We start from the raw sequence: 26,465 nt of genomic DNA, 5'->3' as shown, positions 1-26,465 counted from the left end.
CTTGAGTGCTTGCGTTTGAAAGAAACGAGCCGGATGATGTTCCTTAGCACGAAGCCGCCGCACCAATGCACTACAATCGTACCATCACCTGCTTTACCATGCGCTCCTTCCACTCGCGGAAGGTACCGGCCAGAATTTGTTGGCGCGCCTCGCCCACCAGCCAAAGGTAGAACGTGAGGTTGTGCACCGAGGCAATCATGCCGGCCAGGTACTCGCTGGCCTGGAACAGGTGGCGCAGGTAGGCCTTGGAGTAGAAGGTGCTGGCGTAGCCGCCTAGTTCCGCATCAACGGGCGAGAAGTCGTCGGCCCACTTCTTGTTTTTGATGTTGATGATACCCTGGGTGGTGAAGAGCATGCCGTTGCGGGCGTTGCGGGTGGGCAGTACGCAGTCGAACATATCCACGCCCAGGGCAATGTTTTCGAGGATGTTGGCCGGCGTGCCCACGCCCATGAGGTAGCGCGGCTTGTCCTGGGGCAGGATGTCGCACACGATTTCCGTCATCTCATACATCAGCTCGGCGGGTTCGCCCACGCTAAGGCCCCCAATGGCGTTGCCTTCCCGACCTTGAGCCGCTATAAACTCTGCCGACCGCACCCGCAGGTCCTTGAAGGTGCTGCCCTGCACAATGGGAAAAAGCGTCTGCTGGTAGCCATACAGGCCCTCGGTGCTGTCGAAGCGCGCGATGCAGCGCTGCAGCCAGCGGTGCGTCATGTCCAGGGAGCGGCTGGCATAGCTGTACTCGCAGGGCCAGGGCGTGCATTCATCAAAGGCCATGATGATATCGGCCCCGATGACGCGCTGAATGTCCATCACGCCCTCCGGTGAAAACAGGTGCTCCGAGCCGTCGATATGGGAGCGGAACTTCACGCCCTCTTCCTTGATTTTGCGCGTCTTGCTGAGCGAGTACACCTGGTAGCCGCCCGAGTCGGTGAGGATAGGCCGGTCCCAGCCGTTGAACTTGTGCAGGCCGCCGGCTTGGCGCAGCACATCCAGGCCCGGGCGCAGGTACAGGTGGTAGGTGTTGCCGAGAATAATCTGGGCCTTGATATCCTCTTTCAATTCGCGCTGGTGCACGGCCTTCACCGAGCCTGCCGTGCCAACGGGCATGAAAATCGGCGTTTGAATGCTGCCGTGGGCCGTATGCACCACACCGGCGCGGGCTTTGGTTTGCGGATCTTGCGCTACAAGGTCAAAGGTCATGCGGGAAGAGAGGCTAAAAGACAAGGGCGGCGCTGCGAAAAAGCGGCTGGCGGATGAAGTGGAGGATGCCCGGCAAAATGGCGTCAGACGGCCACTGGCCGGAGTATTCTTCCGGCAAGGCCGACCCCCAGCGCGCTGGCAATCGGCAAAGGTAACCCGCGGCTGGCGTTCAACGGCGCTGAATGCCTACTTTTGCGGGCTTCACCCTGTCCTGTGCCGTGCTCCATCTGTTTTCTCCCCTTGTTTGGCTGCTGATTGCCTGCGTGCTGATTCAGCTCTGCTACTTGGGGTACTACGTGTGGCCATTTGCCCGGCGCCCCGCCGAACTCGCAGCCGACGAGCCCGCGCCAGCCGCCGAAGAGCCTATATCCGTACTGGTGTGTGCCCACAACGAGCTGGAGAACCTGCGCCGACTGCTGCCCTTGCTGCTCCAACAAGATTACCCGGTCGGCTACGAGCTGATTATTGTGGATGACCGTTCCGCCGACGACACGTTTCTGTATGTGCAGCAGCTTACCCAGTACTATCCGCACGTGCGGCTGGTGACGGTAAACCGCACCCCGGAGGGACTTTCGCCCAAAAAATATGCCCTCACGCTCGGCATAAAATCGGCCCGAAATTCCCGGCTGCTGTTCACGGATGCCGACTGTATTCCGGCTACCAATCAGTGGATCAGGTTGATGCAGCGTGGCTTTGCGGCCCCAGCCGATCTGGTCGTCGGGTACTCGGCCTACGCACCCGAAACCAGCTTTTTAAATAAACTCATCCGGTTTGAAACCCTGCTGAGCGGGGCACAGTATCTGTCCTTCGCGTGGCGGGGCCACCCCTATATGGGCGTGGGGCGCAACCTCGCCTACACGCGGGCAGTCTTTCAGTCTACCAAGGGCTTTGCTTCCCACATCCGCTCCCTCGGCGGCGACGACGACCTGCTGGTGCAGGACGCGGTGCAGCAGGGGGCGCGGGTGGTGGTGGTGGCCGAGCCAGCGGCGCAAACGCTCAGTGAGCCTGCAAGCAGTTGGCGGGCTTGGTGGCGGCAAAAGCGGCGGCACTTAGCCGCTGGCCGCAGCTACCGCCTAGCCGACCGGGTGCGCATTGGAAACTTTATCATCAGCAATGTGCTTTTCTACGGCATATCGGTGGCGCTACTGTTTTCCCGGCCCGATTGGGTACCTTTGGCGGCGGTGTGGGTGGTCCGGACTGCAGCTATTTGTGCAACATATGGGCAGCTTGGCCGTCGTCTCGATGACCAGTTACCTGTAGGAATGCTACCCATTCTGGATGCTGTCTACTTTTTTTATTATCTAGCTCTGGGAATTTCACTGTTCCTCTACCGCTCTCTCCGATGGAAGTAAACAATCAGGAAATACAGAAGCAGTTTTCTGCTAAAGCCAAGCACGATTTCAAGCTGATTCGGGCCGCCGTAGAAAATGGCGACGAGAAGGCATACGCGGAGCTGATGCAGATCTATAAGAAGCCCGTGTACCACGTGGTGCTGAAGATGGTGCGCAACCCCGACGATGCCGAGGACCTTACCATTGAAGCATTTGCCAAGGCCTTCCGCAACCTGCACAAGTTCAACCCCGAATTTGCCTTCAGCACCTGGCTGTTCCGCATTGCCACCAACAACTGCATCGACTTTATTCGCAAGAATAAAATCAAGACGATGTCCATCGATTCGGCCATCAAGATTGACAACGGCGACGAAATCACCATTGATTTCCGCGACAACAACCTGAACCCTCAGGAAACGGCCATCAAGAATCAGAAAATTGAGATTATGCAGCACGTGGTAGCCCGCCTACCCGAGAAGTACCAGCGGCTGGTGTCTTTGCGCTATTTCGATGAGCTGAGCTACGAAGAAATTGCCCAGGAGCTCAAAGCCCCGCTCGGCACGGTGAAAGCCCAACTGCACCGCGCCCGGGAGTTGCTCTATGACATGGTGAAAAACAAAAAGCATATCATCTAAGTGGAAAAGCCCCGGCGCAAGTCGGGGCTTTTTTGTTGGTATTTGTAACAAGGATTAGGTATATCATAGGGTGTTAATCCCGCTAGTAATTTATTGCCTGCTGCCCTTTGTTGGCGTTGCGGCCTATTGGCATCTATGCCGGCGCATGGCCAAGGAGATGGTGGAGTTACCTGAGTGGCATTTGTTCGTAGTAATGGCCACGTACGGGGGCTGGTTGCTAGTTTTGTTGACGACCATGTTTTGGCAATGGTCGGGTATGGCGTCGCTGGGTACGTTCTATCTACTATTCGTAGCGCCTTTCCTGATGCTGTCTATAGCTTTCCGCACGGCCCGCCAGCCGCAGCTTTCAGTTTATCACCGCTGGATTTTTAGGGCCAGTGCACTGTATCTACCTATTGTTGGTGGGGGGCTACTGCTTGCTTTACTGCGTTGAGCAAGTAGCCTACCTTGTGCCCGATTCAGCGGCATTTAGTAGCAAGCCGCTAACCGGAGCTGCTATCTTTGCCCGATGGATATCATCACCCGCTACTTCCCGCACCTCACCGACCACCAGCGCGCCCAGTTCGGGCAACTTATCACGGAGTTTCGCGGCTGGAACGAGCGGCTGAACCTGGTGGCCCGCACCGACGTCGACAACCTGGCCGAGCGGCACGTGCTGCACTCCCTGGGTATTGCCAAAGTGGTGGAGTTTCCGGCGGGCAGCGCCGTACTCGACGTGGGGACGGGCGGAGGTTTGCCCGGTTTGCCGCTAGCCATTCTGTTCCCGGAGGTGAAGTTTCACCTCATCGACAGCATCGGGAAGAAGATTCGGGCGGTCCAGGAAATGGCGCATACCCTTAAGCTAACAAACGTAACGGCTGAGCAAATCCGGGCTGAGCAGGTGCGCCCCAAATTTGATTTTGTGGTAAGCCGGGCCGTAGCACGGCTGGCAGCCTTTCACCCCTGGATTGAAAACCGGTATAAGCCCCACGGACTGCCAAACAGCGGCCTGTACTACCTGAAAGGCGGTGACCTGCAGGAGGAAATCGAAGAATCGGGCCTGGCGGCCCAGGTTTTCGACCTGTCTGATTACTTCAAGGAAGACTTCTTCGAAACCAAAAAAGTAGTGTTCGTGCCGACTAACCGGCAGGGGTAACTGAATAAGGCTTACCTGGGCGTTTCGGACGTGAGAAAGTCCAGCGCACGGCGCTCCGAGTAGTAGCTGCCATCGGGGGAGCCTTCGGCAAAGCCCACGTGCCCACCTTCGTGCGGCGTTTCCAGGTACACGAACTGGCTCTGGGCAGCCACCTCCCGCGGAAAGCAGGCCGGGGGCAGGAATGGGTCGTTTTCGGCATTCACCAGCAGGGTCGGAATCCGGATGTTGCCCAGGTAGCGCCCGGAGCTGGCATGCTCATAGTACTCCTCCGCCGATTTGAACCCGTGCATCGGGGCTGTGTACTTGTCGTCGAACTCCGGGAAAAAGCGCAGCTCATCTAGGTTCGAAACGTCTACCTGGCCGGGGAGAATTTCGGCTTTTTGCCGAATTTTCTCCCGCAGGGTGCGCATGAAGTTGTTGAGGTACAGGCGGTTTTCGAAGCGGGAAATATGGTTGGAGCTGGACTTCAGGTCCGTAGGCACGGAGAACACGGCCGCCCGCTGCACTTCCCGCGGCACCCGGTCGGGGCTTTCGCCCAGGTACTTCAGCGTGACGTTGCCGCCGGCGGAGAAACCCGTCAGAAAAATGCGGCGGTAGCGCAGCTTGCTCAGGGCGTGGCGCACGACAAAGTCCAGGTCGTCGGTGTCGCCTAAGTGGTAGGAGCGGAGCAGGCGGTTCATTTCGCCGCTGCAACTGCGGTAGTTCCAGGCCAGGGCATCGAACCCCGCCCGGTTGAAAGCCTGCACCATGCCGCGCATGTAAGGCCGGCCGGCGCTGCCTTCCAGCCCGTGCGAGACGATACCCAGTGTGTCGGAAGCAGGCTGGGCCGCCGGCAGCCGCGACCAGTCGAGGTCCAGAAAGTCGCCATCCTCTGTTTCTACTCGTTCCCGCTGGTAGCGCACGTCGGGGCCCGTGCGCAGCAGGCTGGGCACAATGGTCTGCAGGTGGCCGTTGAACAGGTAGCGTGGCGGCTGGTAGGAGGAAGAGGAAATAAGCGGCATTGGGAAGACCTGAAATTACGGCAACGGACTACAGCCGTAGAACAAGGTACGAAAAAGGCGGCATGCATACTATTATGGGTAGCAAAGTAGGAATTGCTGACGCACTATTTCACCGCTGGTATTTGCAGATTCAAACCAAAGCCCTACCTTTGCCCACCCAATTGAACTGATTTCGAGCAGAACGTCACTTTACCATACCCATGGCAAACCATAAATCGGCCCTCAAGCGCATCCGCTCCAACGAAGCTAAGCGCGTACTGAACCGTTACCAAGCAAAATCTACCCGTACGGCTATCAAGAAGCTGCGCGCCACCACCGATGCCTCGGCTGCTCAGGAGCTGCTGAAGCGCGTATCGTCGATGCTGGACCGCTTGGCCAAGAAGAACATCATTCACAAGAACAAAGCCGCCAACAACAAGTCGAAGCTGGCTAAGTTCGTGAAGTCGCTGGCTGCCTAAGCGGCAACAAAGTCAGCGTTTCTGCTCCGATATAGAAAAGGCCCGTTGCGCAAGCAGCGGGCCTTTTCGCGTGACTAGTGTTAGCCAGTACGTGCTGGCAAACGGCACAAAAAAAGCCGGCCCAACTGCATGGGCCAGCTTTTTAGTAATCACCTAACTAGGCTAAACAATCGTCACCTTCATCATATTGGCCTGGCCGTGCTCCGTGATGGGCATCGAGCCAGTGGTGATGAAAGCGTCGCCGGCCTGCAGGTGGCCGGTGGTCGTGAGGATGTACTTGATGTCGGCAATGGTACTGTCGGTGCTGTTGAACCGGTCGTAGTAGAAGCCGCGTACGCCCCACACCAGGCTCAGGGCCGTGAGCAATGGGCGGTTGTCCGTGAAGATGAAGATGTCGGCCTTGGGGCGGTACTTCGAAATCTGGAAGGCCGTGTAGCCTTTGTGCGTTACGCCGGTTAGCGCCTTGGCCTTGGTATTGCGCGACAAGTGCACCGAGGCCGACAGCACGCTATCCACCATAAACGAGGGCGAGTTGGGGTCGATGGGGTAGAAGCGGTGAAATACTTCGGCCTGGCTTTCCACGCTACGAATGGTGGCCACCATGGAGCGGATAACCTCTACCGGGTACTGGCCTACGGCCGTTTCGGCAGAAAGCATCAGAGCATCGGCTCCGTCCATCACGGCGTTGGCTACGTCGCTGGTTTCGGCGCGGGTGGGGCGGGGGGCCGTAATCATGCTTTCCATCATCTGGGTAGCTACAATTACCGGCTTGCCGAGCTTGTTGCACTTCTGCACAATCATCTTCTGCGACATCGGCACCTCTTCCATCTTCACTTCCACACCAAGGTCGCCCCGGGCTACCATCACGGCATCCGTAATGGCAATGATTTCGTCGAGGTTGCGCAGGCCTTCGGGCGTTTCAATCTTAGCTACTACGCGGGCTTCCTTGCCGCTTTCGGCAATCAGGCTCTTGATAAAGCGGATGTCCTCGGCACGGCGGGCAAACGAGAGGGCAATCCAGTCAACGCCGTTTTCGAGGCCAAACTTCAGGTCTTCGATGTCCTTCTCCGTCATCGACGGGGCCGACACGTCGGAATCGGGCAGGTTGATGCCTTTGCGAGGTTTCACCAAACCGCCGTAGATTACTTCCACGTCTACTTCCTTGTCGCGGTCGGTAGCCAATACGCGCAACTCAATTTTGCCGTCGTCGATGAGGATCATGTCGCCGGGCTTCACGTCGCGGGCCAGACCCAGGTAAATCGTACTTAGGCGCGTGGCCGTGCTGATTTCCTTTTCGCCGCACACCAGCTTGATTTTGTCGCCGGGCTTGATTTCCACGCCGCCGCCTTCTACATCACCCAAGCGAATCTTGGGGCCCTGCAAATCCTGCAACAAGCCCACGTTGGTGCGCATATCCTTGTTGAGACGACGCACGGTGTTGATGACGGCTAAATGCTCTTCGTGGGCCCCGTGCGAGAAGTTCAGGCGAAACACGTCCACCCCTTCGCGGATGAGGGTGCCGAGCTTCTCATAGGTGTTGGAGGCGGGCCCCACGGTGGCCACAATTTTGGTCTTGTTGTACTTGGGAAATGATTCCATGCAGGAAGGTAACAGGTGACTAGTAACAGGTGATGAAGAAGGCGGCACCAAGTGGTAAGCCGGCGCGCGAAGCTCCCGGTGCGGGCATCGGGCGCGTTAAGGTAAGCAACCTCACACGACGATGCGCACGGCGGGAGCTTCGCGCTACAATCTCAAAAGAGTAGATTTTCTTTGAATTTTAAAGAATTCGGGTCGAACTGGCAGGCATACTGAACGGTAGGCAGATCGGTAAGCCGCGCCAGCAGTTCTTCTCCCGCCAGGCTGCCCGTGCCGTTGCTGACCTGGAGCAGGTAGTCATACTCCTTAATGTCGGGAGCCAGGTAAGGCTTTTTCAGGACCGAGGGGTCCACACTGCGGTTGCGCAGCAGGCGGAGGCTGAGCGTTTCTGTGGCGTGCAAGTAGTTGCTAATCACCAGTCGCCCCCGGTTCAGTAGGTCGTAAATCAGGTCCTGCTGCTTTACCAGGCGCAGGCGCAGCGCCGTGTTCAGCGTCCAGGCCAGGGTGTGTTCCCGGCTGGAAGAAACGATGCCGAAGAGGTCGAAGTCACAGTCGTACTCAACGTCGAGAGTGAGCATGGCAAGAAGGAAATATAGCTACCAGGGCCAAAGATACAAGCCAGCCGGGGCGGTTCCGCGCAACGTCCGATGCCCAGACAAGATTGCGTCTTTGTTTGACAATGTTAGGGAAGATAGTGTTATTTGTGGCGAGTTTTCTTTAAACCCCCACGGAAATGTCTGAAATCGCAGAAAAAGTAAAGGCCATCATCATCGACAAACTCGGCGTAGAAGCTTCGGAAGTAACTCCGGAGGCCTCATTCACCAACGACCTGGGTGCCGACTCGCTGGATACCGTCGAGCTGATCATGGAGTTCGAAAAAGAATTCAACGTGTCTATCCCAGACGATCAGGCTGAGAACATCGGTACCGTGGGCCAGGCTATCAGCTACCTCGAAGAGCACGCCAAGTAATCGGCGAGCTACGCTCTCCTCCCTTTTAGCGCTTACCGGCCGGCTCGCCGCCGGCCGTTTTGCTTTTTTACCTTTCTACTTTCGCTTCTCTGCGCCAGCCTATGTCTCTCCGGAGAGTTGTTGTGACCGGCCTGGGTGCCATTACCCCGCTCGGTAAAACCGTACCCACCTACTGGGAAGGCCTACGGGCGGGTGTAAGCGGGGCTGCCCCCATCACCCGTTTCGACGCCAGCAAGTTCAAAACCCGCTTTGCCTGCGAAGTAAAAGGCTATTCCCCCGACGATTATTTTGATCGGAAAGAAGGCCGGAAGATGGACCTGTTCACGCAGTTTGCCGTCATTGCCTCCGACGAAGCCATCAAGGATGCCGGCCTGCACGAAGGCGTGAACAAGGACCGCGTGGGCGTTATCTGGGGCTCGGGCATCGGGGGGCTGAAAACCTTCCAGGACGAGTGCTTCACCTTCGCCAAGGGCGACGGCACCCCCCGCTATAATCCGTTCTTCATTCCGAAGATGATTGCTGACTCCTCGTCGGGCAACATCTCCATCAAGAACGGTTTCCGGGGCCCCAACTTCGTGACTACCTCAGCCTGCGCTTCGTCGTCCGATTCCATTGTGGCTGCTTATAACTTTCTGCGCCTCGGCATGGCCGACGTGATTGTGACGGGCGGCTCGGAGGCGGCCATTACCGAAGCTGGGGTGGGCGGTTTTAACGCCCTAAAAGCTATGAGTGAGCGGAACGACGCCCCCGAAACCGGCTCCCGCCCCTACGACAAGGACCGGGACGGATTCGTGCTGGGCGAAGGGGCTGGTGCGCTGGTACTGGAAGAGTACGAGCACGCCAAAGCCCGCGGCGCCAAGATCTACGCCGAAATCATCGGTGGGGGCTTGTCGTCGGACGCTTACCACATCACGGCGCCTGACCCAACGGGCGAAGGCGTGGTACTGGTGATGCAGAACGCCCTGCGCGACGCCGGTATCCGGCCCGACGAGGTGGACTACATCAACACCCATGGTACCAGCACTCCGCTGGGCGATGGTGCCGAAATTACCGCCATCCAGAAGGTGTTCGGCGAGGCTGCTTACAACCTCAACATCAGCTCCACCAAGAGCATGACGGGCCACCTGCTGGGCGGTGCCGGCGGTATTGAGGCGGTAGCCAGCATCATGGCCATGCAGCACGGCATCGTGCCGCCCACCATCAACCACTTCACCGACGACCCCGAACTGGATGCCCGCCTGAACTTCACGTTCAACAAGGCCCAGGAACGGGAAATCAACATTGCGGTCAGCAACACTTTCGGGTTTGGCGGCCACAATACGTCGGTGGTGTTCAGCAAACTTCGCGACTAATGCCGAGGCCCGGTCAGCCCTTGCCGCTTTTCGGCTTTTTTCGCCGGTTGCTGGGGCAGGACCGGGCTTTTCGGCAAGCCATTGCTACGCTCATCGGGCGCACGCCCGACAACATTCGCCTGTACCAGCTGGCTTTCACGCACTCCTCGCTGGTACGCCAGCAGGGGGAACAGGCACGCCACCAAAGCAACGAGCGGCTGGAGTTCCTCGGCGACGCCGTGCTGGGCACGGTAGTAGCGGAGTATCTGTTTCAGAAATACCCGTACGAGCAGGAAGGGTTCCTAACGGAGATGCGCAGCCGCATCGTGAACCGGGAAAGCCTCAACGGGCTGGCCCTGAAAATCGGGCTGGATAAGCTGATTCAGCTGGATGCCACCCAGGGCCGCTCTACCCGGTCGCGCTCCGTGAACGGCAACGCTCTGGAGGCGCTGGTGGGCGCCGTGTACCTCGACCAAGGCTACAAAGCCGCCCGCAAGTTTGTGCTCAGCCGCCTCATCAAGCCCTTCGTGGATGTGAAGGCCATGACGCAGACGACCACCAACTTCAAGAGCAAGCTGATTGAGTGGGCCCAGCGCCACGGCAAAGCCATTCGCTACGACCTGCAAGGTGAGGCGCGCCCCGGCGGGGTGATGGAGTTTACGGCCTCCGTGGTGCTGGAGGATGAAGTAGTAGCCACCGGTATGGGGCTTTCCAAGAAGCAGGCCGAGCAACTGGCCGCCGAGCGGGCCCTGACGGCGCTGGGCGTGTAAAACCTCAGCGCTTTCTGCGTAAACCTTCTGCGTCCTCTGCGGGCTAAAATCGGTACGACGACTTTAGCCCGCAGAGGACGCTGTGTTTATGCTGAGGCAACCCAATCCGGGGAAATGGAGTTGATTTGTAGTGTCAACTACCTACCCCACCTCATGCGAATAGCCGGCGCCGCCCTCAACCAAATTCCCTTCGACTGGACCCACAACCTGCGGAACATCCGCGAGGCCATTGAGCAGGCCCAGGCCGCCGGCGTAGAGCTGCTCTGCCTGCCCGAGCTGTGCCTGACGGGTTACGGCTGTGAAGACCTGTTTCTGAGCGAGTGGCTGCCCGAGGCGGCTCTGGAGCACCTGCAGCTGATCCGGCCCTGGACGCAGGGCATCTGCGTGGTGGTGGGCCTGCCGGTACGGCTCAACCACCGCACCTACAACACAGCCGCCGTGCTGCGCGACGGGCAGATCCTGGGCTTTGCGGCCAAGCAGTTTCTGGCCAACGACGGCGTGCACTACGAGCCACGCTTTTTCCACGCCTGGCCCGCTGGCGAAACAACGAGCGTACTGTGGAAAGGGGAGGAGTGGTCACTCGGGGATATGATTTTCGAGCACCAAGGCGTGAAGTTCGGCTTTGAAATCTGTGAGGATGCGTGGCGCCCCGACGACGTGCGCCCCGCCTGTCGCCTCGTGGACCGGGTGCAGCTGATTGTGAACCCCTCGGCCTCGCACTTCGCCATGAGCAAGACCGACGTGCGCTACCACCTCGTAACGGAGGCTTCCCGCAACTTCCGCTGCACCTACCTCTACGCCAACCTACTCGGTAACGAGGCCGGCCGCATCACCTATGATGGCGAAATCCTGGTGGCCCGCCACGGCCATCTGCTGCTGCGCAATCAGCTAATGAGCTTCAAAGAAGTGGATATGGAGTGCGTGGACGTGGATTTCAATCAGCCCCTTGAACCCGCCGAAACCATCGTTCCACTACCTGAACCCGATGAATACCGGGAGCTGAATCAAGCACTAAGCCTAGCTTTGTTCGACTATCTGCGCAAGGCCCGCAGCCGGGGCTTCGTGCTGAGCCTCAGCGGTGGTGCTGACTCCTGCCTGTGCGCCGTAGCCGTAGCCGAAATGGTGCGGCTGGGCACGACCGAGCTGGGCACGGCCGAGTTCATGCGCCGCTCAGGCTGCTTCACGGCCGAGGAAATAGCGCAACTGGCTGGCCCCGTAGCGCCGGTGCCCGACCAGAATGCACCCGGCCCGAAGGACGCCTCCCTGATGGACCCCAGCCAGCAGCAGAAAACTATCAACCAGCAGCTGATGGCGCGCCTGCTGACCTGCGCCTACCAAGGCACCGTCAATTCCTCCGACGACACTTTCAACTCGGCCAAAGAACTAGCCGATTCGCTGGGAGCTGTATTCTACAATTGGGAAATTGATGCCGAAGTAACCGGCTACACGGGCAAGATTGAGCAGGCCATTGGCCGGCCGCTGACGTGGAAAACCGACGACCTGGCGTTGCAAAACATTCAGGCCCGGGTGCGCGCCCCCGCCATCTGGCTCTTGGCCAACGTGCAGAACTGCCTGCTCATCACCACCTCCAACCGCTCGGAAGCCAGCGTAGGCTACTGCACCATGGACGGCGACACGGCCGGCTCCATCTCGCCCATTGCGGGCGTGGATAAGGACTTCGTGAAGAAGTGGCTGCGCTGGGCCGAAACCGAGCTGAACTACCCCGCTCTGCGCCACGTGAACGGCCTGCAACCCACCGCCGAGCTGCGCCCCCTCGAAGAAAAGCAAACCGACGAGCGGGACCTGATGCCCTACGTGCTGCTCAACCGCATCGAGCGGCTGGCTTTCTATGACCGGCTTAGTCCGCGCCAGGTGCTGGCCACGCTGGTGCAGGAAGACCGCGCCGTCGATGCCGAGCAGCTCAAAACTTACGTGAAGCGCTTCTACTCGCTCTGGAGTCGCAACCAGTGGAAGCGTGAGCGGTACGCCCCCAGCTTCCACCTCGACGACTATAACGTGGACCCGCGCTCCTGGCTGCGCTTCCCTATCCTCAGCGGCGGTTATACTGAAGAGTTGAATGCGCTGTAAGGCCTTGGTAGGTAATTGTCAGCCCTTATAAGGAAGGTGCGCCACTTGGCTGAAAATAATACAGCTCATTGCCAATACATTGCGGAATAATTGGCCCGGTTGGCGCAAGTTTTTTGGGCTAATCGGGCCTAAGCTTGCGTGACCCTAGTGCTTGCGGCAGCGGCCGGAGACTGACCGGGGCTTTTCCATTCTTCCGTTTCCGCTTCACTGGTGTACACTCTTCCGCTGCCCGCTGCGCAACAGCCTACGCTTTTTGAGCAGCCGGCTATTATTTCCGCTGACGCGGAGTTGGTAGCGCAGTTGCAGGTGGGTAGCGAAACGGCATTTCGCACCCTGGTGGAGCGGTACCAAAACCGCATCTACCGCACGGTGCTGGCGTTGCTACGGTCGCCGGAAGAGGCGGAGGATGTAGCTCAGGAAGTTTTCGTGGAAGTGTATCAAACCATTGGCCGGTTTCGGGGCGAGGCGGCACTGAGCACCTGGCTTTACCGCCTGGCCACTTCGCGCGCCCTGAAAAACCGACGGCGGGCCCAGGCCCGGAAGCGCTTCGCCTACTTCACCAACCTGCTGGGCTTCGACAACCAGTTAGTACCCGAGCCGGCGGATAACGCCCACCCGCAGGCGCAGCTGGAAGGGCAGCAGCAGGTAGCGCTACTGCTGGCGCACATTGCCCGCCTGCCCGACCAGCAGCAGGTGGCTTTCACGCTACGCCACGAGCAGGACCTGAGCTACGAGGAAATAGCCGCCGTGCTCAACACCACCGTTCCGGCTGTCGAGTCGTTGCTGTTTCGGGCCCGGAAAACGCTGCGCACCCACCTTCAACCTTCCTTGCGCCATGTCTGATTCAGCTCCCCGCCCCCATGCCGATGAGGAATGGGAAAACCTGCTGCGCCAATGGCGCGAGCAGTCCGCACCACAACCCCGCCCGTACTTTTACAGCCGGGTGCGTGCCCGCCTCATCAGCAAAACGACAGCATACCAGCCGCGACGTACCTGGGTACGCTGGCCTGCCTACGCCGTGATGCTGGGCATTGTGCTGCTGCTGAGCGGAGACGGAGCGACCTTGCCGTCAGCTGACCGAGACGCCCCACCCGAAACGCCGCTAACTAGCCGGTAGCCCCCGTTGCCAACTCGCTAGTTGGCTGATTGCCTGCCTACGTCAGCTTGGATGGCTTGTGCGCTAATACGCCCTTGGAAAAGCGCCAAGTCGAATGTCTGACTACCTTTGAACCCTTCTTCCTTCTTTGTAAACCATGCCCTCTATGCTTGCTTTTGTTCCCTGGGACGTGTCGCCCATCATTGCCCATCTTGGGCCGCTAACCTTGCGCTGGTACGGCGTGCTGTTTGCGTTGGGCTTCGTGTTTGGCTCGTTCATCCTTACGCATATCTACAAAGCCGAGCGGGTAAGTGAGCGGTGGGTCGATGTCATTACCATCTACATGATAGCGGGCACGGTACTGGGCGCGCGCCTGGGTCACGTGCTATTTTACTCCCCGGAATATTACCTCACCTCGGAGCACTTCCTGGAAATCTTCAAGATCTGGGAAGGCGGCCTAGCCAGCCACGGTGCTACGTTGGGCATTTTGCTGGCCGTGTGGCTGTTCAGCCGCCGCAACAAATTCGACTACCTATGGGTGCTCGACCGGATTGTGATTGTGGTGGCCGTGGGTGGAGCCTGCATTCGTCTGGGCAACCTGATGAACTCCGAAATTGTAGGGCGGCCTACGGACGTGCCCTGGGCTTTCGTATTTCCCCGCGACACGGAGCATTTACAGCGTGTTGAAGCGGGCCAAACGGTGCCGGCCGGTTCGTTGCTGGTGCGCCGTACTCAGAATCCTGATAATACCGTGAGCATCGAAACCTCACCGGCCGATGCTACGGTAGCGGTGCCTTCGGAAGTAGCGGTGCCGCGTCACCCCACGCAGATTTACGAATCCTTGTTTTGCGTATTCCTGTTCGTGCTGCTGTATGGGCTCTGGAACAAGTACAAAGACCAAACCCCGCGGGGCCTGCTGTTCGGCCTGTTTGTGGTGCTGCTGTTCTCGTTCCGCTTCCTGGTGGAGTTCTTGAAAGAAGAGCAAGTGAGCTTCGAGAAAGGCATGACCCTGAACATGGGCCAGTTGCTGAGCCTGCCGCTGATTCTGGTGGGCTTGTGGGTACTGCTGCGCGCCGGCAAAGACCCCAACAACCGCCACGGCTACGCTGTGCGGGAGTAGAAACCACGGATTCGCGCGGATTTTCCGGATTCCACGGATTTCGGGGACGATTCTCTCTACTCAGTTTGTCATCCTGAACGCAGTGAAGGACCTTCTCACGTCAGCACAAGCCAGTGCAACGTGAGAAGGTCCTTCACTGCGTTCAGGATGACAAACAAATAAGATCAAGGCAGCGCACAAAAAAGCCTCGCACATGCGAGGCTTTTTTGTTGCTCAGTCGCTGAAAAGCATTGATTGCGCCGTCCACAAAATCCGCGGAATCCGAAAAATCCGCCCGAATCCGTGGTTCCCGTCGTTGCTAGAAGCGGCGGTTTACGGCGTTCAGGTCTTCGAAGGCCAACTTGAGGCGGGCAATGAAGGTTTCCTCGCCTTTGCGCAGCCATACGCGGGGGTCGTAGTACTTTTTGTTAGGCGAATCCTCGCCGGTGGGGTTGCCGATCTGGCTTTGCAGGAAGCCTTCGTTTTTCTGGTAGTACGCGCGGATACCATCCCAGAACGCCCACTGCAGATCGGTGTCGATGTTCATCTTGATGGCGCCGTAACCGATGGCCTCGCGGATTTCCTCCTGCGAGGAGCCCGAGCCGCCGTGGAACACGAAGTTGATGGGGCGCTCAGCTTCCAGGCTATATTTCTCCTTCACGAAGTCCTGGGAATTTTTCAGGATTACGGGCTGCAGCTTCACGTTGCCGGGCTTGTACACGCCGTGCACGTTGCCGAAAGCGGCGGCAATGGTAAAGCGGGGACTTACCTTGCTCAGCTCCTCGTAGGCGTAGGCCACTTCCGAAGGCTGGGTGTAGAGCTTGCTGGAATCCACGTCGGAGTTGTCTACGCCGTCTTCCTCGCCGCCGGTCACGCCCAGCTCAATTTCCAGCGTCATGCCAATCTTGGCCATGCGCTCTAGGTACTCTTTGCAGATTTCGATGTTCTCCTCAATGGGCTCCTCCGAGAGGTCGAGCATGTGGGAGGAGTACAGCGGCTGGCCATGCTCGGCGTAGAACTTTTCGCCGGCATCGAGCAGGCCGTCAATCCAGGGCAACAGCTTTTTGGCAGCGTGGTCGGTGTGCAGAATTACGGGTACGCCGTAGGCTTTGGCCATCAGGTGCACGTGGTGGGCACCCGAGATGCCGCCGGCAATGCTGGCTTGCTGCTTGTCGTTGGCCAGGCCTTTGCCGGCAAAGAACTGGGCGCCGCCGTTCGAGAACTGGATGATAACGGGCGAGTTCAGGTCGCGGGCCGCTTCCAGCACGGCGTTTACCGTGTCGGTGCCGGTTACGTTCACGGCGGGCAGGGCGTAGCCATTGGCTTTCGCGTGGTCGAAGAGCTGCTGCACTTCGTCGCCGTGCAGCACGCCGGCGCGCAGGCCGGTAAGGGTTTGGTCAGCCATAGAGAAGGCAATGCGGCGCTGCCTCCGGTGAGGCCCGCGCCAAGGTGATGAATCAGAGGTCAATGATAGGGAAAAAGTGTGGCCCGCAGCGGTTTTCTATCGGGGTAGTTACAATTTCTACCGGATAAAAAACTGCCACGGGCCAGCGAAGACACGTCCACTAATGCCTTGTTAGAGCTTGTATTGATAGATGGCGCCCTGCTCTGTGCTGATAACCAGCGTGCCATTATCCGTGAAAACTACCCCTTCTGTCTGACCGGCTCCACTCAGAGAAATGACCTTGGGCGTGGCCTTCAGCGCTTCATCAAGGCTGTTGCCCTCCAGCAAAAACAACTGCTCCCGGCCCAGCAGCGCCAGGTGGCGGCCATCGGGACTGAGGTCGGCCCCAGTTACCTCGCCAGCAATAGACAGCTGCGTAAGCAACTTGGCCGTGTGCTTGCCAGGCTGGTCGGGCAGGGTATAGACTTTGCTGGTGCTGTGTTGGGCGCGGTCTTTGGTGAACAGGTACAGCTGCCCGTTGTGCCAGAGGGAAGCCTCGCAGTCGAAGTTGCGGTCGGACTTAGTGGGCGGAAACTCACTTTGGTCGGCGTAGGCAAAGTTGATGCGGCCAACCTGCTGGGGCTGGCTGGGGTTGAGGCGGTAAATGACCAAGTCGCGGCGGCTGTTGTTGTTGTTGCCGGCGTCCGTCACGAAAATGTTGCCGCTGTTGTCCTGAGCCAGACTTTCCCAGTCGGTGTTTTCCACTGGCAGCTTCAGGCTGTTGAGCAGCTTGCCCTGGGCGTCTACCTCAAACAGCACCGGAGCATTGCCAGCGTCGGCGTGGGTGTAGAACGTGCCGGGGCGTGGGCCGCGGGCCAGGCCCGAGCTTTCCGGTACCCCTCCGCTCAGCTCGCCCAGGCGCTGCAAGTCGGCAGTGGGGGCCGCACTCTTATTTTTCTTACCCTTTTTACCTTCCTTTTTGCCTTTGTCGGCTTGGTTTTTCTCCGTTTCGCCCGACGACTGTGCTTCGGAGCAGCTGCTGGTGAGCAGTAGTCCGGCCAGGGCCGAGGTAAGAACTGTCAGACGCATAGTAATGCCGTAAATGCTGAAAAAAAGCCGCGGCAGCCATTGGCTACCGCAGCAGGTCAGGCTCTTATACGGGAGTGAGGGGAATTGGTGAATAAGTAAGCACCGACGTTGGACCCTTTTGCAGCGTGACAAGGCCTCAACGGAACGTCAAACGCACCTCATTACGCAAGTATCCTTGCAGCGCCTTACGGCACGGGGTCGTAGCCGTGGCCGCCCCAGGGGTGGCAACGGCCGATACGACGCAAGGCTAGCCGTCCGCCGCGCCAGGGCCCATGCTTCTGCACCGCCTCGGCCGCGTAGGCCGAGCAGGTGGGCGTATAGCGGCAGCTGGCGGGCGTGAGCGGCGAAATCAGGTGGCGGTACACCCAAATCAGCCCCAGCAAGAAATAGCGAACCAGAAAACTCATGAGCGAGGGTAGGCCAGGCTGTTTTCCGGCTATTGCCGCTGGCACCAGCAAAGGAACAGGTTTGCCCGAAACTTGCGTTCCGCGTGCCTTGCCCACGCCTTCCTTCCAGCCGCTTCGGGCGGGCCGTTAAGCCGCGCGGCAGCTAGTACAGGCGGCCTTGGTATCGGCTCAGCAATGATCCGGAAAATCGTAGCCACCAGCACAGGCGCGGCCGTGACTTAATGCTTCCTAATGCCTCTGCATCTGTGCCGCGGCAACCGAACTGCGGCCTCCCAGAGCAAGGTGCCGAGGCAGCTGAGGACCTGACATTATACTGGAAATACGAAATAGAATATGCCGAAAAATTAATGCCCAAGCCCTTGCGCAAAGTCGGCTAGCCCAGTACCTTCCGATTATGCGAAAGATATACTTATCAGTGACTTATTGTATGTTGATGGCTCAATGCGCCTTTGCCCAGGGCGGTGGGCCCGGTACGGCAGGGGCACGGGCCGCCGGCATGGGCCAGGCCGCCGCCACTCTGTCCGATGTATGGGCAACCAGCAATAACATAGCCGGACTAGGCTCGATAAGCCAGCTCGAAATTGGCGTGGCCGCCGAGAACCGGTTTCTGACGAAGTCTCTTTCTACCGCTACCCTGGCGGCGGCAGCTCCCCTTGGTCGTACCAGCTCCGGTAACGTGCCCGGCCGGTACGGGGTGGTGGGCGTCACGCTGCAGCGCTTCGGCGACCGGCTCTACAACGAGCAGCGCGTAGCCGCGGGCTATGCCTACCGCACCGGCGTGATGAGCGTAGGGGCCCGGGTAGATGTATTGCAAGTGAGCCTGGAAGGATTGGGCAGCCAGCGGGCAGTAGCTGCTTCGGTGGGCGCCCAGGCCGAGCTGTTGCCCAGGCGGCTGGTATTTGGTGCCTTCCTCTACAACCTGAACCAGGCGAAGCTGGCTTCTTATGAAGACGAGCGGGTGCCTACCGTGCTGCGGGCGGGCCTCTCATACCGGCCTACCGATAAAGTGATGCTAAACGCCGAGGTAGAAAAGGACCTCGACCGCGCCGCCGGGTTTCGGGCGGGCCTGGAGTACCAGGCTCTGCCGGCCCTGGCGCTGCGGGCCGGTGTGCTGGGCCTTTCCGAACAGCTGACGGGCGGTGCCGGCCTGAAGGCCGGCCGGTTTCTGTTCGATTACGCCGCAGCCTGGCACGCCTCGCTGGGGTTAAGCCAGTTTCTGACAGTAGCCTTCCGGGTTACCGCTGCTCCCGCTCCAGCTACGCCGGTACAGCCATGAAACCGTCGGAATTGTTGTAGGCAGACGGGCTACGTCCGGGCAGCCCGTTTATCATAGCGCATAAAGAAGGGAGTAAGGCCTCCGGAGCCCAGTAAAACGGCTACCCCCCCGCACAAGAGCAGCACGAGCTCCTCGTAGTGGTAAGTCTCGTAGTCTTGGGCATCACGTAGTAGCTCCCGCTTGATCTGCGGGGGAGGGCTCCAGTGGTCAATCTGCTGCTCCTGGTAGCGCATCCGCCGGGGAAAATAGTCATCTACATAATAAGCGTACAGATGCACGAATACGGTGGCTGCCAGCACACCACCCACGCCCACCAGTAGCCCCCTTTTAAGAAACCAGGCTGCGGTACCCTGGCCTTCACTGAGCATTGGGCGCAAGGCGCGGTAATACAGTAAGATGACAACCAGTACGCCCGCCATCAGGGTGATAATATACGTGAGAGGGTCTTGGTACAGAGAGCTGCCCAGGGCACTACAACCTACAAACACGCCTAGTAAAAGTATACCCAGGAGGGCAGCGTAGAGGAGGGTGGTTTCGTAGAATGATTTCATCGAAGAACAGATTGCGCTACTGGGTGAATACTGTCAGCTCGGCCCGGATATTGGTGGTAATGCCGGCGTATTGCTTCCAGGGCCGGGTCGCATCCAGCCGCGACCAGGTAGCGTTGCTGCCCTTCAGGCGCTGGCCTTGCAGGGTAGGGTACGTACTGGCTTCTACCTGATGCGTAGCGCCCGCAGTGGCAGGAGAAGAAGAAAGTAATATTTTAATGGAGCCTTTCCCATTCTTCGGAAATGAGTAGGAGACAACCTGATCGGCGGGATTGGTTGGCAGGCATTCCACTACCACAAATACGCCCGATGGGGGGAGTTGCTGCCCATGCTGGCTGACATCCAATACCAGCTGACCGCGCCGCAGCCCGGCCAACTGGTCCGGGCCATACTCCATAGGCTGGGGAAGCAGGTCGGGGCCCAGCGGGGTAGGCCGGCCGCTGGAGTCGGGGTGGGCTTGCAGCAGCCGGACGCGCAGTCGTCCTTCGGTAGGTTGGTTGGCCACAAACAGCCGCACCTGATCCAGGTAGTAGGGCTGCTCAGCTGGGGCCGGTGGGAGCAGCAACATGGCTACTGCTTGGCCCGGGTTCAGGCTGCGCGTCATTCGGGGGCCTTTGGCCAGCACAGTAGAAAGGGTTACTACCTTTTCCGGACGTATGGTAACGGTCTGAATCATAAAGGCCTGTTGCGTAAGGCGCAGGGTGTCGGGGTGCTCGGCGGGATAGGCCGACCGATGCACTTCCAGGGGAGCATAGCCTAGTAGTTGCAGGCGCAGATGCACGGGCGCCAGAGCAACCGCAAAACGGCCAGCCTCATCGGTGGTAAGCGCCCCAAATGGGGTTGGCGCCTGCGTGTTTTCTACCCGTACACCACGCAAAGGCTGCCCCGAAATAGCGTCTACTACAACGGCATGATATGCATGGGGTACAGGTGGCTGCTGACAGATACTGCTCGCCAGCCAGAGCAGCTGAAGATAAAAAAGCATAGGGCAACGAAGAGAAAAGCACCTGAAAAAGGAACCAATACACTGGCTTCCCCAAAGGAAAGGAAGCCAGTGCAACAAGGCTTCGCCGCGTTGGCTACTTACGACAGGTAAAAGTAGCTTGCCGGAGGCTGTCTGCTATACTGCCCGCAGAAGGGGCTTGCCAACGCTCGTTACCGGCTTGGATATGGGAGCGTCTAAAAACCTGAAAAAGCTCGTTGCTTACGTCGAGAATATTTCTAGCCTGAACCGCCAGCTACCATGGTAAAATATTGCAGCCACTGGCTTGGACAAAGAGTCAGTGTCTGTTAACTTCCTGCTACGGCATAAGCCAGGCATTGCTACGCTTACGGGGAGGTCATGCACTAGGCTGCTGTGGCGCTGGATGAGGCATCCGGGCAGCGCTTCTTATGGTTGATATACTTAACAGCAGACAGGGTACTGTTGCTGGTAACGTGGCTTGCTTGTTATGACAGGAACCTTTACGCCCGGCTACAGCCGCCGCCTTATTTGCCTGGGTGGGTTACTGCTGGGGCTGAGCATCTGCTCAGAAACCCAGGCCCAGGAGTACGTGCGCCCTCAGCCCGACCTCGACAAGCTCATGCAGGAGCTGTTTGCTGAGCCCCAGAGCGACCAGGTGCCCTACGAAGACCTCTACGAAACCCTGGTTCAGCTCTACCAGACGCCCCTTAACCTGAATACGGCCACGGCCGAGGAGCTGCGCTCCTTACTGCTGCTTTCCGAGCGGCAGATTGCCGCCCTGCTGCAACACCGCAAAGACTTCGGGCCGCTGCTTAGCATCTATGAGCTTCAGACAATTCCGGAGCTGGATATGCGGGCTATTTACCGCGTGGCCCCCTTCGTGACGGTGGTCAACGTGAATCCCAACGCCACCCGGGGGCCGCTTTGGCAGCGCATCCTGCAGGAAGACAACAACGCGCTGTTTATTCGCTACGAGCGGGTGCTGCAGCAGCGGGAAGGCTACACCGCCCCCGATACCACCAGTAGCGGGGCCCTCACCAGCCGTTACCTGGGCTCTCCCGATAAGCTGCTCATTCGCTACCGTACCAGCCACACCCGCGACTTTAGCCTGGGCTTCGTGGCCGAGAAGGATGCCGGCGAGCAGTTCGTGTGGGACCCCGCTGCCCGCCGCTACGGCGCCGACTACGTCTCGGCGCACTTTGTGGTGCAGGAGCGGGGGCGTCTGAAAACCCTGGCTCTCGGCGACTACCAGCTGCAGTTTGGCCAGGGCTTGTTGCTGTCGTCGGGGCTGCAGGTGGGCAAGGGTGCCGAAACCATTACTTCCCTGCGCCGCAGCTCTTTGGGCGTGCGCCCGTATTCCTCGGTGCTGGAAAGTACTTTTTTCCGGGGCGCCGCCGCTACTGTTACGCTGGCGCGCGGGCTGCAGGCCACCGTGTTTGGCTCCCGCAAGCGAGTGGATGCCAACGTGCAGGCCGCTACGGACACCCTGGCCGCGTTCGACGAGTTTTCCTCCGGAGTGCTGCTGACGGGCTTTCACCGCACGGCCTCGGAGCTGGCCAACCGCAAGCAGCTGCAGGAAACCATCGGGGGCGGCAACGTCACATATGTCAACCGCGACGGCAGCTTCACGGCCGGCGCTACGGCCGTGCACACGTCTTTTAACAAGGCTCTGCAACGCCGCCCCGAGCTGTATAACGCTTACGAGTTTCGAGGTAAGGACAATACGGCCCTGAGCATCAACTATAGCTACGGGCGTGGCAACGTCAACTTCTTCGGCGAAACGGCCCGCTCGGCCAGCGGGGGCGTAGGCACCGTAAATGGCTTGCTACTCAGTCTGGCTTCCAACGTGGATGCCTCGGTGCTGTACCGGCGTTATGCCCGCGACTTTCACACCTTCTACGGCAATGCCCTCAGCGAAAATACCCGCAACATCAACGAAACGGGGGTGTACCTGGGGCTGAAAGTACGGCCCGTGGCGCGGTGGGAGCTGTCGGCGTACTACGACCAGTTTTGGTTTCCGTGGCTCAAATACCGCGTGGGCGCCCCGTCCCAGGGCCACGACTGGCTGGCCCGCCTCACGTTTTCGCCCACCAAAACCAGCACCCTGTACGTGCAGGTGCGCACCCGCACCAAGCCCTACGACTCCGACGCTGACCCCAGCCGCCTGCTGCCCTTGCCCGAGCCCACGGTGCGCCGCAGCCTGCTGGGGTACTACAACTCTGATGTGACGCCCATCTTCAGCTTGCGTACCCGCGTGCAGGGCACCCGCTACCAAGAGGCCGGTGGCCCCTGGCGCACCGGGTTTCTGCTGGCGCAGGATGCCTCCGTGGCTATTGGCCGCCCCTTGCGCCTCACGGCCCGCTACGCCCTGTTCGACACCGACGACTACGACACGCGCCAGTACGTTTTCGAGCAGGATGTGCTGTACGCCTTCTCAGTGCCGGGGCTATCCGGCCGGGGCACGCGCATGTACCTACTGGCCGAGGGCCGCCTGAACCGCCACCTCACTCTGTGGGTGCGCTACGCTACCACCCGCTTCCGCGACGTAGACACGGTGGGCTCCGGGCTGGAAGAAATCCAGGGGCCGGAGCGTTCTGAGGTGAAGGCGCAGCTGCGTTACCGCTTCTAAGAGGCTATTCTTTGATTAACCGGCTGGTGGTGGGGGCAGAAGCGCCAATTTGGATGCGCACCAGGTACAAACCGGCCGGTAAGTCCGTCAGCTGGAGAGGGCGCTGCACCCGGCTGCCCGGCTTGACAAAAGCCTCGCGTCGAACTTCGCGCCCGACAGCATCCAGCACCTGCAGGACCACTGGGCCGCGCTGGGCATTATCTAGCAGCAATTGAAAGTCGCCCGACCCGGGATTGGGGAAGACGGAGATGCCCGCCAGGGCGCTGGCCGAGGTAGTGGCCGTGGCCGTGTTGCGGATGGTGCACAGCTCAAGCGTCCAGCCCTGGATGCTGCCCTTCAGGGTAGTATTCAAATCCTGAACGGTCAGCGTCCAGGTGCCCCCGGCGGCCAGGCCCTGCAGGGACGCCAGCGTGCCCGTGGGCCGCACCACCGCATTCTGCGTGAGGGGGCAGCCAAGAGTGGTCGTGGCCTGATCATCAAAGGAAGCCTGCAGATCGGCGCGGCCGGCGCAGGCGCTGGAAGCCAGCACCACCCGCTGACCAGTTGGCGCAGTAAGGGAAATAACCAGCTCTCCGGTATCCGGGTAAGTAAGGTTCAGGTTGCGCACGTTCACGTCGGCCACTTTGTCGGCCGCGGTTACGACCACGGTAGAAACCACGGTGGAGGAGCTGCCGCCCAGGGCTTTGGGTACGTCAGCACTAGCCAGGGTCTGGCAGTCGATGGTGCCTACTGTGAAGCTGCCCACGCTGGAAAAGGGCCCGGCTCCGCACAGGTCACTGCGGCCGCGCACGCGCCAGAAGTAAGTGGTGCTTTCCGCCAAGGCCGCAGGAAGCACCAGACTGGTGCCGCTGAGCGAGGACTGGGAAAAGGCAATTTGCCCAAAGGCGGCATCTTGGGCAACCTGTAGCTCGTAGGTTGTGGCGTTGGGCACGGCCGCCCAGCTCAGGGCCGGCAGAGAAGAAACCGCGGTGGCCGTGGGGGTGGGCGTTTTCAGGGCGGGTGCTGCCGTAACGGCGGCCGGTACCCGGAAGCTGATGAGCTGGGAGCGGCTCTGGCTGCCGGCCGTGGCCGTAACGGTGAGCGAGTAGGTACCGGTAGCCAGCGTGGCCGGGAGCTGGAGGGTGAGCTGCGTAGTGCCGGCAGCCACTACGGTAGCCGGAGAAAAGCTGGCCTCAACCCCACTGGGTACATTCGTGGCTGCCAGAGAGATGGTACCGCTGAAGTTCTGCAGGGCAGTGAGGCCCAGCTCCGTGGAAAGACTAGTGCCGGGGCAGGTAGTCAGCTCCGTCGGCTCGCCCGAGCGGCTCAGCGAAAAGGTGGGGGAAGCCGGCTGCTCCAGGGTAATGTTGCGGGGAGAAATAGCGAAATACACGTTGCCCACCGCCGCAATCTTGATGCGCACCTGCGTGGAGGCCCCAATGCCCTGGGGAATTGTTACCAGCTCGGCTCCATCGTTGGGGGTATTTACGGCCAGCGAGAACGGAAACGTCTGCCCCCCGTCGGTAGAAAGCATAATCGTCACCCGGTCGGTGCTGATGGGCGCCAGGTTGGTGCCGGCTACATCCCAGGCAATGCGCTGCGGGGCCCCGGCCAGCCACACCTGCGCCGTGGTGGGCTCCGTAATTTTAAAAGGGCCGGCCGTGCTCACCACCGGCAGCAGCACCGTGTCGGCAGCAAAACCGCCCCGGTTGTCGCGGGTAGTAAGGCGGAAAACCAGCCGCCGGGCGTAGGCAGGGAGCAGTTCCCCCAGGCGGGTGGTATTGTTGAGCAGGTCGGTCAGGCGAGGGAAGGTGCGCGTAGCACTGGTAGTAGGCGCAAACGACCGGAAAATCGGTGCGTTACCCTTGGGGGCCGTGGGTGGACCAGCCGCGCCCAGGTCAAACTCTTCCCAGCAGTAGGTGAGCGGGTCGCCGTCGGCATCGGTGCCGCTGCCCGTGAGGGCAAAGGGTGTACCGATGGGCAGCACGTAGCGGCTACCGGCCGAAGCCGTGGGCGTGCGGTTGCCGGTGGCCGTCATCACTGGGCAGGCGCTGCCCGTGCCCGTCGTCACAAAGTCACTGATTTCGTCGAGGCTGATGCCGTGGAAGTACGGGTCGGAATTGGCCTGAAGGTTCTGCGGGGCACAAATACCCGCGTAGGCCATGATAGTGGTGCCACTGCCGGGCTCGTAGGCCGTACTGGCTTCGCGGTTGCCGCCGGCGCAATTGCTCGTGGAGCCGTTGAATGTGTGGTTGGCCCCAAACTGGTGCCCGATTTCATGGGCTACAAAATCTACGTCGAAGCCGTCGCCGGAAGGATCGGGCAGGCCTGTACCGCCCTGGGCCTTATAGCCATTCAGGCACACCACGCCCAGCTGCGCCAGGCCTCCATCGGCGGTGCAGAACAAGTGCCCGATGTCGTAGTTGGCCGAGCCAATCCGGGTATCAATAATCCGCTGGTTGGTCGACAGCGCATTGCCATCTATTTCGTTGGAGTAGGGGTCGGTAGCGGGGTTCAGGTAAATAAGGGAATCTTCCTTCTCCACCAGCTGGAGGCGAATGGCCAACTCTTTCTCGTAAATACCGCTTACACGGTTGATGGACGTAGTAAGCGCGGCCAGGGCCTTGGCCCGGGTACCCCCTTTTATCTGGGTATACTCACCGGTGCAGGCCAAGGCAAGGCGGTAGGTGCGCAGCTGCTCGCCGGGGCTGTGGGTTTGCGCCCGCGCCGCGGTCGAAGCTCGCCCCGTGGCGTAGCACACGGGGGCCGCACCCGTGGCCGCCGATCGGTCGTAGACGACGTGGGTGCTGGCGCCGGCAGTAGCCGGGTCGATGTACACGGTGCCCTCCGCCGAGAGAATCTGCGCATGCAGGCCCGCCGGCGTCAGGTCGAGGCGCACGGTGGCGGTGGGGTCGTCGAGGCCCTGGCCGCTGTAGGTCGTAATCTGGGGGTAGCGCGCCGCCAGCCCCGCGGGCAATACGGGTACCGTGGTGAGCTTAAAACGACCGGCCCGGCCGTTGGGGAGAGGCAGGGAAACAACCGTTGCCGCGCTACGCCGCGCCGGGCCGTCGGGACCCGGTGCGGTGGCCAGCACCTGGCGCATCGTAGCCAATTGCACGGCTACCGTGCGGTAGGGACCCAGGCGCTTGGCAGCGGGCAACGGGGCAGTTAGCGGGGCAGCATCGGCCCAAAGCACCCGCTGCGCCAGGCTGCTGCTGAAGCTCAGCAGTACGAGCAGCATTGTCAGCCAGAAACCACGCGCCGCGCCGCGCCGCAACAACCAAGGCTCAAAAAAAATCATCAGCAAGCAAATCGTTGGCTACAAGGGCCTTGAAAGTACGGAAATGCCGCTGATTTACTAGGGAGTGTGGACAGTGGTCGTAGCTTAGCGGCATGCTACGCCGCCATGAATTAAGCGAACGGGAATGGAAATTGGTCGAACCGCACACTTTGGGTCGTCCGGGTACGGGTGGGGGCA

General features: G+C 60.0%; 23 protein-coding genes. 13 read left to right on the top strand and 10 right to left on the bottom strand.

Features of this window, described 5'->3' with window-relative positions; translation table 11 throughout:
• Positions 1-70 precede the first annotated feature (70 nt).
• Positions 71-1,201 (bottom strand): tRNA guanosine(34) transglycosylase Tgt, encoded by a 1,131-nt coding sequence (gene tgt, locus FY528_RS20195; RefSeq protein WP_149072827.1) that lies wholly within the window; start codon positions 1,199-1,201, stop codon positions 71-73.
• Positions 1,202-1,383: 182 nt separating this feature from the next.
• Between tgt and FY528_RS20190 the strand changes: the two genes are divergently transcribed.
• The 3 genes from FY528_RS20190 to rsmG all read left to right on the top strand — a co-directional run bounded on the left by FY528_RS20190 (position 1,384) and on the right by rsmG (position 4,302).
• Entirely contained in the window at positions 1,384-2,553 is a 1,170-nt protein-coding gene (locus tag FY528_RS20190) for a glycosyltransferase (RefSeq protein ID WP_149072826.1), read from the top strand.
• Positions 2,544-3,167 carry an RNA polymerase sigma factor gene (locus FY528_RS20185; protein WP_149072825.1) on the top strand — a complete coding sequence of 208 codons (624 nt, stop codon included), beginning with the start codon at positions 2,544-2,546 and terminating at the stop codon, positions 3,165-3,167. Before FY528_RS20190 ends, FY528_RS20185 begins: the two co-directional genes overlap by 10 nt.
• 508 nt (positions 3,168-3,675) lie before the next feature.
• Positions 3,676-4,302: a 16S rRNA (guanine(527)-N(7))-methyltransferase RsmG gene (rsmG, locus tag FY528_RS20180; protein ID WP_149072824.1), complete on the top strand. Its 627-nt coding sequence runs from the start codon at positions 3,676-3,678 to the stop codon at positions 4,300-4,302.
• A gap of 11 nt (positions 4,303-4,313) precedes the next feature.
• On the opposite strand, the gene FY528_RS20175 is transcribed toward rsmG, so the two are convergent.
• Positions 4,314-5,303 carry a YheT family hydrolase gene (locus tag FY528_RS20175; RefSeq protein WP_149072823.1) on the bottom strand — a complete coding sequence of 330 codons (990 nt, stop codon included), beginning with the start codon at positions 5,301-5,303 and terminating at the stop codon, positions 4,314-4,316.
• A 200-nt stretch (positions 5,304-5,503) separates the two neighbouring features.
• On the opposite strand from FY528_RS20175, the gene rpsT reads away from it, so the two are divergent.
• Positions 5,504-5,761 carry a 30S ribosomal protein S20 gene (gene rpsT, locus FY528_RS20170; RefSeq protein WP_149072822.1) on the top strand — a complete coding sequence of 86 codons (258 nt, stop codon included), beginning with the start codon at positions 5,504-5,506 and terminating at the stop codon, positions 5,759-5,761.
• 162 nt (positions 5,762-5,923) lie between these two features.
• Here the strand turns inward: rpsT and pyk are convergent, their stop codons facing one another.
• Both pyk and FY528_RS20160 read right to left on the bottom strand, forming a co-directional pair.
• Entirely contained in the window at positions 5,924-7,360 is a 1,437-nt protein-coding gene (pyk, locus tag FY528_RS20165; RefSeq protein ID WP_149072821.1) for a pyruvate kinase, read from the bottom strand.
• A 152-nt stretch (positions 7,361-7,512) separates the two neighbouring features.
• Positions 7,513-7,935 carry an IPExxxVDY family protein gene (locus FY528_RS20160; RefSeq protein WP_149072820.1) on the bottom strand — a complete coding sequence of 141 codons (423 nt, stop codon included), beginning with the start codon at positions 7,933-7,935 and terminating at the stop codon, positions 7,513-7,515.
• 155 nt (positions 7,936-8,090) lie between these two features.
• Here FY528_RS20160 and FY528_RS20155 point away from each other — a divergent pair, with 155 nt between their 5' ends.
• From FY528_RS20155 to lgt, 7 genes are all read left to right on the top strand, one after another.
• Positions 8,091-8,327, top strand: coding sequence for an acyl carrier protein (locus FY528_RS20155; RefSeq protein ID WP_019948606.1), 237 nt, complete (start codon positions 8,091-8,093; stop codon positions 8,325-8,327).
• 101 nt (positions 8,328-8,428) lie between these two features.
• Entirely contained in the window at positions 8,429-9,679 is a 1,251-nt protein-coding gene (fabF, locus tag FY528_RS20150) for a beta-ketoacyl-ACP synthase II (protein WP_149072819.1), read from the top strand.
• The gene (gene rnc, locus FY528_RS20145) at positions 9,679-10,428 is read left to right on the top strand and encodes a ribonuclease III (protein ID WP_149072818.1); all 750 of its coding nucleotides are present in this window, start codon (positions 9,679-9,681) and stop codon (positions 10,426-10,428) included. Before fabF ends, rnc begins: the two co-directional genes overlap by 1 nt.
• A gap of 153 nt (positions 10,429-10,581) precedes the next feature.
• The gene (nadE, locus tag FY528_RS20140; RefSeq protein WP_149072817.1) at positions 10,582-12,516 is read left to right on the top strand and encodes an NAD(+) synthase; all 1,935 of its coding nucleotides are present in this window, start codon (positions 10,582-10,584) and stop codon (positions 12,514-12,516) included.
• A gap of 210 nt (positions 12,517-12,726) precedes the next feature.
• The gene (locus FY528_RS20135) at positions 12,727-13,359 is read left to right on the top strand and encodes an RNA polymerase sigma factor (protein ID WP_262384071.1); all 633 of its coding nucleotides are present in this window, start codon (positions 12,727-12,729) and stop codon (positions 13,357-13,359) included.
• Positions 13,352-13,633, top strand: coding sequence for a hypothetical protein (locus FY528_RS20130; RefSeq protein ID WP_149072816.1), 282 nt, complete (start codon positions 13,352-13,354; stop codon positions 13,631-13,633). Before FY528_RS20135 ends, FY528_RS20130 begins: the two co-directional genes overlap by 8 nt.
• A 145-nt stretch (positions 13,634-13,778) precedes the next feature.
• Positions 13,779-14,732: a prolipoprotein diacylglyceryl transferase gene (gene lgt, locus FY528_RS20125; protein ID WP_149072815.1), complete on the top strand. Its 954-nt coding sequence runs from the start codon at positions 13,779-13,781 to the stop codon at positions 14,730-14,732.
• Positions 14,733-15,030: 298 nt separating this feature from the next.
• Here the strand turns inward: lgt and fbaA are convergent, their stop codons facing one another.
• The 3 genes from fbaA to yidD form a co-directional block, all read right to left on the bottom strand.
• The gene (gene fbaA, locus FY528_RS20120) at positions 15,031-16,116 is read right to left on the bottom strand and encodes a class II fructose-bisphosphate aldolase (protein ID WP_149072814.1); all 1,086 of its coding nucleotides are present in this window, start codon (positions 16,114-16,116) and stop codon (positions 15,031-15,033) included.
• A gap of 171 nt (positions 16,117-16,287) precedes the next feature.
• On the bottom strand, positions 16,288-17,184 hold the full coding sequence (locus FY528_RS20115) for an SdiA-regulated/phytase-like domain-containing protein (protein ID WP_149072813.1): 897 nt from the start codon (positions 17,182-17,184) through the stop codon (positions 16,288-16,290).
• A 185-nt stretch (positions 17,185-17,369) separates the two neighbouring features.
• Positions 17,370-17,591: a membrane protein insertion efficiency factor YidD gene (gene yidD / locus FY528_RS20110; RefSeq protein WP_149072812.1), complete on the bottom strand. Its 222-nt coding sequence runs from the start codon at positions 17,589-17,591 to the stop codon at positions 17,370-17,372.
• 433 nt (positions 17,592-18,024) lie between these two features.
• On the opposite strand from yidD, the gene FY528_RS20105 reads away from it, so the two are divergent.
• Positions 18,025-18,867 (top strand): PorV/PorQ family protein, encoded by an 843-nt coding sequence (locus FY528_RS20105; protein ID WP_187632222.1) that lies wholly within the window; start codon positions 18,025-18,027, stop codon positions 18,865-18,867.
• A gap of 29 nt (positions 18,868-18,896) precedes the next feature.
• Here the strand turns inward: FY528_RS20105 and FY528_RS20100 are convergent, their stop codons facing one another.
• Both FY528_RS20100 and FY528_RS20095 read right to left on the bottom strand, forming a co-directional pair.
• Positions 18,897-19,418, bottom strand: a complete 522-nt coding sequence (locus FY528_RS20100; RefSeq protein WP_149072810.1) for a hypothetical protein — start codon at positions 19,416-19,418, stop codon at positions 18,897-18,899.
• A 16-nt stretch (positions 19,419-19,434) separates the two neighbouring features.
• Positions 19,435-20,400 carry a peptidase associated/transthyretin-like domain-containing protein gene (locus FY528_RS20095; RefSeq protein WP_149072809.1) on the bottom strand — a complete coding sequence of 322 codons (966 nt, stop codon included), beginning with the start codon at positions 20,398-20,400 and terminating at the stop codon, positions 19,435-19,437.
• 466 nt (positions 20,401-20,866) lie between these two features.
• Between FY528_RS20095 and FY528_RS20090 the strand changes: the two genes are divergently transcribed.
• Positions 20,867-23,008: a helix-hairpin-helix domain-containing protein gene (locus tag FY528_RS20090; RefSeq protein ID WP_149072808.1), complete on the top strand. Its 2,142-nt coding sequence runs from the start codon at positions 20,867-20,869 to the stop codon at positions 23,006-23,008.
• 4 nt (positions 23,009-23,012) lie between these two features.
• Here the strand turns inward: FY528_RS20090 and FY528_RS20085 are convergent, their stop codons facing one another.
• Positions 23,013-26,228, bottom strand: coding sequence for a reprolysin-like metallopeptidase (locus FY528_RS20085; protein WP_187632221.1), 3,216 nt, complete (start codon positions 26,226-26,228; stop codon positions 23,013-23,015).
• Positions 26,229-26,465 lie beyond the last annotated feature (237 nt).

The organism is Hymenobacter lutimineralis, assembly GCF_008271285.1.
Lineage (GTDB): Bacteria > Bacteroidota > Bacteroidia > Cytophagales > Hymenobacteraceae > Hymenobacter > Hymenobacter lutimineralis.
This window is presented reverse-complemented; position numbering and strand designations above follow the sequence as displayed.